This window comes from Hymenobacter sp. (assembly GCF_031398885.1).
Lineage (GTDB): Bacteria > Bacteroidota > Bacteroidia > Cytophagales > Hymenobacteraceae > Hymenobacter.
This window is the reverse complement of record NZ_JANNOD010000036.1, coordinates 45,868-53,995: the sequence shown is the minus strand read 5'-3', so window position 1 is coordinate 53,995 and position 8,128 is coordinate 45,868. Positions and strand designations below refer to the sequence as shown.

General features: G+C 67.2%; 8 protein-coding genes. 5 read left to right on the top strand and 3 right to left on the bottom strand.

Annotation, left to right across the window (positions count from 1 at the left end; genetic code table 11):
- On the top strand, window positions 1-556 hold a 556-nt coding region (locus RMO51_RS06170), incomplete at its 5' end, for a C-terminal helicase domain-containing protein (protein WP_310392981.1).
- A gap of 92 nt (window positions 557-648) precedes the next feature.
- On the opposite strand, the gene RMO51_RS06165 is transcribed toward RMO51_RS06170, so the two are convergent.
- Entirely contained in the window at window positions 649-1,809 is a 1,161-nt protein-coding gene (locus RMO51_RS06165; RefSeq protein WP_310392980.1) for an SMP-30/gluconolactonase/LRE family protein, read from the bottom strand.
- Between the two features lie 205 nt (window positions 1,810-2,014).
- Between RMO51_RS06165 and RMO51_RS06160 the strand changes: the two genes are divergently transcribed.
- Window positions 2,015-2,530, top strand: a complete 516-nt coding sequence (locus RMO51_RS06160) for an FKBP-type peptidyl-prolyl cis-trans isomerase (protein ID WP_310392979.1) — start codon at window positions 2,015-2,017, stop codon at window positions 2,528-2,530.
- 52 nt (window positions 2,531-2,582) lie between these two features.
- Here RMO51_RS06160 and RMO51_RS06155 read toward each other — a convergent pair whose 3' ends face one another.
- Window positions 2,583-3,179: an acyl carrier protein phosphodiesterase gene (locus RMO51_RS06155; protein ID WP_310392978.1), complete on the bottom strand. Its 597-nt coding sequence runs from the start codon at window positions 3,177-3,179 to the stop codon at window positions 2,583-2,585.
- A 137-nt stretch (window positions 3,180-3,316) separates the two neighbouring features.
- Here RMO51_RS06155 and RMO51_RS06150 point away from each other — a divergent pair, with 137 nt between their 5' ends.
- Complete coding sequence (locus RMO51_RS06150) at window positions 3,317-3,826, top strand: pyridoxamine 5'-phosphate oxidase family protein (RefSeq protein ID WP_310392977.1); 510 nt, start codon at window positions 3,317-3,319, stop codon at window positions 3,824-3,826.
- Window positions 3,827-3,931: 105 nt separating this feature from the next.
- Window positions 3,932-4,651 carry a spheroidene monooxygenase gene (locus RMO51_RS06145; RefSeq protein WP_310392975.1) on the top strand — a complete coding sequence of 240 codons (720 nt, stop codon included), beginning with the start codon at window positions 3,932-3,934 and terminating at the stop codon, window positions 4,649-4,651.
- Here the strand turns inward: RMO51_RS06145 and RMO51_RS06140 are convergent.
- Window positions 4,648-6,258, bottom strand: a complete 1,611-nt coding sequence (locus RMO51_RS06140; RefSeq protein WP_310392974.1) for a hypothetical protein — start codon at window positions 6,256-6,258, stop codon at window positions 4,648-4,650. The genes RMO51_RS06145 and RMO51_RS06140 overlap by 4 nt on opposite strands.
- Window positions 6,259-6,466: 208 nt before the next feature.
- On the opposite strand from RMO51_RS06140, the gene RMO51_RS06135 reads away from it, so the two are divergent.
- The gene (locus RMO51_RS06135; protein ID WP_310392972.1) at window positions 6,467-8,083 is read left to right on the top strand and encodes a hypothetical protein; all 1,617 of its coding nucleotides are present in this window, start codon (window positions 6,467-6,469) and stop codon (window positions 8,081-8,083) included.
- The last annotated feature ends 45 nt before the right edge of the window (window positions 8,084-8,128 follow it).

The window sequence follows — 8,128 nt, the reverse complement described above, 5'->3', positions numbered from 1 at the left end:
CGGCCTCGACGCCTACGACCTGAGCTTTGCCCCCGACCTGCCCGTGGAATTCCTCGACACCGCCGGCTTCGGCTTCCAGGAAATCACCATTCCTGAAAGCCGCTCCACCGCCAACCCCGAAGAAGCCGACCTGCTCCTGCGCCGCCTGGCCCAGCTGCTGGAGCCCTACGACCAGGCCGAGCACGAAACCGACCTGCTCACCATCGGCGTCATCGCCCCCTACCGCGCCCAAATCAACTACCTGAAGGACGCCATCGAAGAAAACGACGAGCTCAATGGCCTCATGCAACACCGGATGCTCAGCGTCGGCACCGTGGACTCGTTCCAGGGCCAGGAGCGCGACATCATTGCCATCTCGCTCACTCGCAGCAACACCCACGGCGAAATCGGCTTCCTGAGCGACATCCGCCGCATGAACGTGGGCATGACCCGCGCCCGCCGCAAGCTGCTGCTGGTCGGCGACTCGTCCACGCTCAGCTCCAACCCGTTTTTCAAGGACTTACTGGCCTACGTGGAGCGCATCGGCGGCTACCGCACGGCCTGGGAACTGGAGTGACGCTGCGCTTAATGAGGAATGAAGAATGAGGAATTCGCAAGAGTCTGTAAATTTCTCATTCTTCATTCTTCACTCCTCATTCCTCATTCTTCTCAAGGCAGGTCAATCACCGACATTGTGTGCGGGGCGTCGGACTTGGTGTTGACAAAATTCTTTTCCGGCTTGTCGAAGTCCGACACGTAGAGCCGCTTGCCTTTGAGCAGCACTTCGGCCGGCTGGTCGAGCAGGCCGCCGGTACCGTCGGTGTCGCCGTTTTGGGCCAGGGTGGTCACGGCGTTGCCGTTGCGCAGGTCCACCACTTCGATGGCGTTTTCGCGCGAGTTGCAGAGGTACATTTTGTCGCTGGCCCGGTCAATGACGAGGCCGTCGACGCAGGGGATTTTCTTGCCGGTTGGCGTGAGCACTTCCTGGCTGGCCAGACTGCCGTCTGGTTTTAGAGACACTTTGTACAGCGTGCCGTCGCCAAAGGAGCCGGTGTAGAGGTTGCCCTTGCTGTCATAATCCAGCCCGTCGGCGCCGTTGTCCACGCCGGTTTCGTTGACCCGGGTGGTGAAGAAGGCCAGCAGGTGCGCGTCGCGGGTCTTGGGCTTGAGGTGCACCACGCCCTTGTTTAATTCGGCCAGGCTGAAGCGCAGAATGGCGCTGCCTTTGTCGTCGCCGGGCAGGTCCCACTGGCTGTCGGTCACGTAGATGGTGTTGCCTTTCCAGAGCACCGCGTTGGCCAGCGCGAAGCCGTCGACCACGGTTTCAATCTGGCCGGGGCGACCGTTTTGCACCCGCACGCGCATCAGGCGCGACTTGAAGTTCTTGTCGTTTTCGTACTGATTCTCCGCGTAGTACAGGTTGCCATCGGGCCCGAAGGCCAGGTCCATGGGCGCGGCTTTTTTGGTGGTGGGCTCCACCGGCAGGTTGCTGGCGTAGGGCCGGAGCGAGTCGCCCACAATCTCCATGAGCGAGGCCGGCGGGCGGTTGTCGGCCAGGTTGGGCACCGAGAGAATCAGGTGGCCGTCGGGCGCCAGCGCCAGGCCGTCGGGGGTGTTGTGGGCGTCGTCGAGCGTGAAGAGCAGCTTCGGGCTGCCGATTTGGGGCGTGTTGCCGGAACGGGCCGCGCCGGTATCCGCGGCGGTCGAAACCACGGCTTCCTTGGCCACGGCTTCTTTTTCGGTTTTGGGGTCGGTGGCGGCCTGGCAGCCGGCCAGCAGGGCGCCGCTCAGCAGCAGCGGAAGGAGCCTGTTCGGCAATGGTTTGTTCATGAGTAAGAAAGACGAAAATCAGGAGGGAGAAGCCGCAAGGCCTCCCGGCCTAACGAAACCGGGGCGGCGGGGTTTCGCCGCGCTGCCCGCCGCCCGCCCGCGGCCCGGACTGGAGGTTCGTCTTTTTCGGCGTTTTTGCGTAGTTAATTTGTCCCGAAATTTTACCCAACCCTTTCCCCGCCGGGGCCGCCCGGCATCTCATTTTATGGCCGCAATCAGCGACAAGAAAGTCGTCACCATCACCTACGACCTCAGCGTGACCGACGAAAACCAGGAAAAAGTGCTGGTCGAATCCGCCGAAGCCGACGCCCCCATGGTCTTCCTCTTCGGCCACAGCGGCCTGCCCGAGGAATTTGAAGCCCAGCTCGACGGCAAAAACCCCGGCGACGCCTTCCAGTTCAGCCTCACCCCCGAGCAGGCCTACGGCGACTACGACGACCAGGCGCTGGTCGAAATCCCCAAAGAAGTTTTCCTCATCGACGGCCAGCTGGACGAGGAAATGCTGCAAATCGGCAACTTCCTGCCCATGGCCGACAACGAGGGCAACCACATGCAGGCCAAGGTGGTAAGCATCGGCGACGCGGCCGTGCAAATGGACTTCAACCATCCCCTGGCCGGCATGGTGATGCACTTCGCCGGCAAAGTGGAGGAAGTGCGCGACGCCACCGCCGACGAGCTGGCCCACGGCCACGCCCACGGCGAAGGCGGCCACCAGCACTAGGCGCAGCCCCCGGCTGAGCAGCACGGGCATTCTTGCTTTGATTCGCCATGCTTCATTCCAACACCTCCGCCACGTACCGTTGCAGTTGCGGGAAGAACTCCCGAAAGTCGGCCTCGTAGGCTGCGTAGTTGGCTTGCAGCTCCGCCACGGCGGTTTCCATGCCGGAACCCGGCGTGGCGCGGCGGCTCAGGCCGCCCAGGGCCCGGCCAATGCCCCCGACCTCAGCATAGCCCAAGAGCCAGTTGTGCTGTACCATGTGGGGCAGGAAATACTGCACACGCGGCGGCATATCGGCCTGCCGGGCGATGAGCAGCGCGTACACGCGCCGGGTGAAATCGGCCAGGGGCTCGGCGGTGAAATCCGGGAAATTCCGGGCCAGGAAATGGTCCAGGAACATGTCGGAAATCACGCCCGCGTACTTGCCGTGGCCGGCAGCGCGCAGGCGCTGGGTGGCCCGGCGCACCACGAAGTGCTGGTCGGTGTAGGTGTCGATGGCGCGGTGCAGGCGGATGCCGGCCTGCACGGCCGGGGGGTAGCGCTCGAGCTGCTTGCCGGGCACGGAGTCGGCCATGAAGTTGCCGAGCAGCACGTCCGGGTAGGCGGGGGCGGCGGGCGAGCCGGACAGAAACAGGTGGGCGAGGAAATTCATTGGGGCTGCAACCGCCAAAGGGGCCGGAAGTCCCGGCGGCCGGGCCTCAAAGGAAACAACTGGCCGGCGGGGCCGTAAACGAAGCAGCCCCGCCGGGGGCTTGTTCTTTCGTTCATTTCCCCAAACACCCCTTTCCCATGGCCGACCAAGTTGCCGTAAGCCACGACGTGACCAAGCTCGTCGAGAAAATCAAGGACATCAGAATTGCCATGATGACCACCATCGAGAACGGCAACGAGCTGCACTCGCGCCCGATGTACACCCAGGAACCGGAAAACGACGGTACGCTGTGGTTTTTTACCGAGCAAGACTCCCAGAAAGTGGACCAGCTCCAGCAGGACCGCCACATCAACCTGGGCTACTCCAAGCCCGACGATAACCTGTACGTGGCCATTACCGGCACGGCCCACGTGGTGACGGACCGCGCCAAAATCAAGGAGCTGTGGAGCGAAGGCCTGCGCGGCTGGTTCCCCAAAGGCTCCGACGACCCCAACATTGCCCTGCTCAAAGTCACGATTGACAAAGGCGAGTTCTGGGACACCCCCAATTCGACGCTGTTGCGGGCCTACGCCTACGCCAAGGCCGTCATCACCGGTGAGCGCGACCAGCCCGGCCCCGACCGCCAGTCGGTGGTGATTCCGAAGTAAGCGGACCTCAACCGAACCAAATGCAGAAGACCGGAAGCAATTCCGGTCTTTTTTTGTTGCTTGAAATCCGCGGGCCGCTTTCCGGCGCGCCCGCTTTGCTCCCGCATGCCGCACACTACGCTCACCGTTTTCACCCTCGGGCCCGGCAACCGGCGCTGGGGCCTGGCCCAGATGGGCACTTCGCCCGGACCGCTGAAAAAGGTGGCGGGCCTGCGGTTTTTTAAGCTTTTGGGCAGCGGCGCCAACAACGGTTTCGGGCTCTGGCCCAACCTGGACCGCTACGGCTTCATGGCCGTGTGGGAAGACGAGGCGGCGGCCCATGCTTTTTTCACGCACCACAAGCTGTGGGCCAACTACCAAACGCGCAGCGTGGAGCTGTGGACCCTGCAGCTCGCGCCCCTGAAAGCGCACGGCCTCTGGGATGGCCACACGCCCTTTGATTACGCCCCCGCAACTCCCGTGCCCGTGAACGCGCCCGTGGCCGTGCTCACCCGCGCCAGCATCAACTGGCGCAAAACGCGGCGTTTCTGGCAATTTGTGGAGCCCACCAGCGCGGCGCTGGCCCAGGCGGTGGGCGTGCGCGCCGCCATCGGGCTCGGCGAACTGCCCGTGGTGCGCCAGGCCACGTTCAGCGTGTGGGAGTCGGCCCAAGCCATGCAGGAGTACGCCTACCGCGACGCCCGTCACCGGGAGGTCATCCTGCTCACCCGGCGCGAAAACTGGTACGCCGAAGAGATGTTCGCGCGCTTTGCGGTGCTGGGCAGCGCTGGCACGCTCGGCGGGGTGGCCCCCCTGGCGGGGCTGTTTGCGGCGAGCCGGGCCTAGTCGGGCAGGTTGTAGCGAAGCAGCCAGCCGGCGGCGTTCGCGGTGAGTTCAGGGTGCGGGTCGGCCTCCACGGTCACGCCGGTTTTGTTGCGGCGGGCGTCGCCGTCGGGCCCGCTGTACCACGTGAAATCGGTAAGGCTGGCGCGGGCTCCGGCGGTGCGCGTCACCCGGTCGCGGCCCGCGCCGTCGTAAATATTCACGGCGAAACCGGGGGCCACGGGCGGCACAATTTCAAATACGTCGTTGCCAGCCAGGCCGTAGAGGTTCACCTCCCGGGTGTCTTTGCGGTCATACACCCGTTCGGCCAGCAGGCTGTCGGCCGGGCCGGGCCGCCGGGCCAGCACCCGCACGCGCACCCGATTGGGGCCGGCTTCGCTGATGAGGAACCGCTCGGCTTGGTCGGTGCCCACCAGCCAGGCCTCCGCCGCCAGCACTTCGTAGAACCGCCGGGCCACGGCCGGCAGCTGCGCCCGGCGGGCGCGCAGCAAGGGCCCCAGGCGCGCCGCAATCGTCGCCCGCGTTTCGGCCGGGCCGGCGGCGAGGGCCCGGTCAATCTGCGCATCGGTGAGGCCCGCGCGCAGGGAATCGGCTTCCTGGCGGAAGTCGTCGGCGGTGAGGGTGCTCAGCAGGGTGCGGTCCAGGGCGCGGGCCGTGGTGGTGAGGCCGTCGACGGCGCCGGGCCGGATGCGGGCGTGAAAGCTGCTGTACTTGGGCACCAGCCAGGAAATCAGGCGGGTAAGAAAGCCATCGTCAAGCAGAAAAAAGGCCTGGTCGCGGTCCCGCGGGATGGGTTGGTACTGCACGCCGCCCGGCCGCGGAAAGCTGGCCCAGCGCCATTGGTCCGCGCGGCGGCTCCAGTCGCCGAGCCACACGTCGAGCAGGCGGGCCCGCAGGTAGGCCCGGGCCGCGGCCCGGGCGCCGGGCCGCTGGTGCGTGCGGGCCAGCATGTGGGCCGTGCTCACCACGGCCGGCGAGCGGCCGAAGGTGGCCCGGACCCGCTGGTCGCCATCGGGCCGCTCTTCCAGCAGGTACAGCGCGTTGGCGTAATCGGCCCGAAATTTTCCCAAAGCGGGGTCAGCGGGCAGGTACACGAGGCGCGGATTGGTGTGCAGCACCCCGGCCGCGGCGGCGAGCGGCGAGGCTATGTAGGCGCCAAACGGTTGGCCCGCGCTGGTTTGGTCCTTCATCAGCCCGCCCAGCAGCCAGCGCGGCCAGCCCGCGGGCAGGGCCGCGCTGGCGTCTTTGTCCACGGAGCGCAGCACGAACTGCCGGCCGTCGGCGGCGCCCAGGCGCAGGGTGTGGCTTTGGTAGCTGCCGCCGGCTTGCATGGGCCTGAGGCCGCCGGGCACGGCCGTGGCCAGCCGCAGCACCGGCACCGTGACCGGAGTGGCCCACAGCGCCCGGTAGTGAGCACCCCAAAAAAACTGCCAGGCGGCCCCCCGAGCGTATTGCGGGCCGGCGGCCAGCCGCACGCTGGCCGAGTCGGCGGCCCACTGCGGCGCCACGGGAGCGGCGGCCGGGGGCTCGGCGCAGCCGGCCAGAACGGCCACGGCCGCGCCCCACCACCCGCGCCAAACGGATGCGCGCAACAGAGAGTACCCGAACATAGGCAGCAAATTATCCAGCATCGGGGCGCCGCAGGGTGGGCTAGAAACCGGTGCGTGGCTTACTCTATACCGTAAATGAAGCCGCAACGGTTGTGGCCGCCAATCCCGGACCGGCGGGGAATGGCGGGGGTCCTTCCCACCCCAGCCGCCCCACCTTTGCGCCCGGGCTGCGTTAAAGGCTCATTCGTGCTTCCCCGCCTTTTCCCGGATGCTGCTTTTTTTTAATCAAAAGTCCCCGCTCCGCCCGTCCCTGCTGGCGCTGCTGGGGCTGGGACTGGCCAGCAGCGGCTGCGCGCGCCGTACTTATTTTCAGGCCGATGCCCGCACCGGCCCCGGCGCGGCTGCCCCGCTGCCGGCCCGCGCCGACTCGGTGCTGGCCACCGCCGGGCGGCAGTACGACCATCACTCGGGGCTTTACCGCTTGTTCTTGGGCCGCCACTACCGCCGCGTGTGGGCCGCCCCCGTCGCCGTGCCGGTGCTGCGGCTGGCCACGGCCGTGCCCGGCGGGCTGCAAGCCGGCAAGGCCGGCGGCGGCTACCAAAGCATCAGCATGGGCCTGGATGGGGCCCAGGGCCGGGAATACGCCCTGCGCGCCCTCGACAAAGAACCCACCCGGACCCTGCCCCTGGGGCTGCGCCGCACGTTTGTGCTCAACGCCGTGCGCGACGCCACCTCCGCGGCCCTTCCCTACGGTGCCCTCACGGTGCCTGCGCTGGCCGCGGCGGCCGGCGTACCCCACGCCCGCCCGCGCCTGGTGTACGTGCGCCCCGACGAAACCAGCCTGGGAACCATGTCGGAGCAGCTTCAAGGCAAGGTGGCGCTGTTGGAAGAGAAGTACGAAGCCCCGGCTTCCCGCACGCCCGACTTGGCCGGGGCCACCGGTTTTCTGGGGGGAGAGGCCATGCTCAAGCAGGTGTACGAGCACCCGGCGCACGCCATCGACCAACCGGCGTTTCTGCGCGCGCGCCTGCTCGACGTGTGGCTCGGCGACTGGGACCGGCACGAGCGGCAGTGGCAATGGGCCGTGTTTGAAGACCCCGGCGGGCGGGTCCGCTACCGCGCCATTCCGAAGGACCGCGACCAGGTGTATTTTCGGTTCGACGATGGGCTGGTGCCCTGGCTGGCGTCCCGGCGGTTTGCCGCCCCGCAGTTTCACACCTTCAGGGCCAAGTACGGCTACGTGGCGGGCCTCGTGAAGCAGGCCCGGTTCATCGACCAGCGCGGCCTGGCGCAGCTAACCCGCGCCGATTTTCAGCGCCTGGCCGTCGACCTCCAGCGGCGCCTGCCCGACACCCTGATTGACCGGGCGCTACGCCGCCTCCCGCCCACGGTGTTCGCGCTGGAAGGTCCGGCGCTGATTTCCGCGCTGAAAGCCCGGCGCGAAACGTTGCCGCAGGCAGCAGCAGCCTTTTACCTGACCCTGGCGCGGGCTCCCGTGGTGGGCGGCACGGCCCGGCCCGAACGGTTTGCCGTGACCCGCTACCCCGATTCGACCGCCGTGCGAATCTTCTCGCAGGCCCTCGCTCCGGGCACGGGCGGCGACTCACTGCTTTTTCAGCGCACGTATTTCGCAGCCGAAACCCGGGAGCTAACCCTCGAAGGCTTGGGCGGCGACGACGTATTTGAGGTGAGCGGCCCGGCGACCGGCCGGCTCATGGCCTTGCGCCTCTACGGCGGCCCGGGCCACGACCGGCTGCGCCTGCACGGCTCCGCGCGCGGGCTCAGGCTGTTCGATGAGGCGGGCGACCTGGCCGCCAGTGGCGCCCGCCCGCCCCGCCCACTCCCGAAAAAGCACCGCGGCTACGACCGTCTCAACGACGACTGACGGCGCCCGCGCCCAGCCAGCCCTTTTCTACCCAGGCCCGTTGAA

What these genes read in the sequence shown, in the direction of transcription:
- RMO51_RS06165 (WP_310392980.1), bottom strand. Translation starts at nt 1,809, where the DNA reads ATGAACAAACCATTGCCGAACAGGCTCCTTCCGCTGCTGCTGAGCGGC.
- RMO51_RS06160 (WP_310392979.1), top strand. Translation starts at nt 2,015, where the DNA reads ATGGCCGCAATCAGCGACAAGAAAGTCGTCACCATCACCTACGACCTC.
- RMO51_RS06155 (WP_310392978.1), bottom strand. Translation starts at nt 3,179, where the DNA reads ATGAATTTCCTCGCCCACCTGTTTCTGTCCGGCTCGCCCGCCGCCCCC.
- RMO51_RS06150 (WP_310392977.1), top strand. Translation starts at nt 3,317, where the DNA reads ATGGCCGACCAAGTTGCCGTAAGCCACGACGTGACCAAGCTCGTCGAG.
- RMO51_RS06145 (WP_310392975.1), top strand. Translation starts at nt 3,932, where the DNA reads ATGCCGCACACTACGCTCACCGTTTTCACCCTCGGGCCCGGCAACCGG.
- RMO51_RS06140 (WP_310392974.1), bottom strand. Translation starts at nt 6,258, where the DNA reads ATGTTCGGGTACTCTCTGTTGCGCGCATCCGTTTGGCGCGGGTGGTGG.
- RMO51_RS06135 (WP_310392972.1), top strand. Translation starts at nt 6,467, where the DNA reads ATGCTGCTTTTTTTTAATCAAAAGTCCCCGCTCCGCCCGTCCCTGCTG.